Annotated in this window: 1 protein-coding gene; it reads right to left on the reverse strand. The window is 74.6% G+C overall.

The window, feature by feature from the left end:
* Positions 1-95: 95 nt before the first annotated feature.
* Positions 96-627: FAD-dependent oxidoreductase (locus F6Q13_RS19520; protein WP_293060015.1), on the reverse strand; the 532-nt coding region annotated here is incomplete at its 5' end.

The raw sequence follows: 627 nt of genomic DNA on the forward strand, positions 1-627 counted from the left end.
CGCAGGTACCGCCATCCCAGTGGTGCGACGGCCACACCGAGGCTAAATCGCGCCGATGGTGGCGGCGGTAATCTGCCCCGCAGCACTCGCCGACGTCAGGTGGCGATGATCTGTTCGGCGGTGCGGCGCCCGCTGACCAGCGCACCTTGGATCGACGCCGTATCACGGTGATCGCCGCACAGCCACAGCCCGTCCGCCGTGCGCACCGGGCGGCGCACGCACAGCGGCGGCAGCTGTGCGGGCAACGCCGCCCGGATCACTTGCCGCGTGACCGGTGTCCAGCGGCTCGGGTCGACACCGAGGATCTCACCGGCGTGCGTGCGGGTGGCCGTCTCGTCGGGGGGTACTCCGTCCGTCCCCAGCAGCGCGGAAGCCGCGACCAGATGCCGGCCCGGCGGGGCGTAACTGGGTGCCGCCGCACTGATCACCGCCGTGTTGAGCACCGGTCCGGGCGCACCCGCGCGGCCGTCCACCCACAGCATCGGCGGTCCCGGCGGCGCCTGCTCGCTGCTCCACCAGTCGGTGACCACCCCGCGCATCGCCGGCGGGCGGCACCCGGTCAGCTCGGCGGCGGCCGGGGGATCGGTCGCCACCACCACCTGCCGGTCCCGGGCGGTGCCGCCACCG

Source organism: Mycobacterium sp., from assembly GCF_008709575.1.
Lineage (GTDB): Bacteria > Actinomycetota > Actinomycetes > Mycobacteriales > Mycobacteriaceae > Mycobacterium.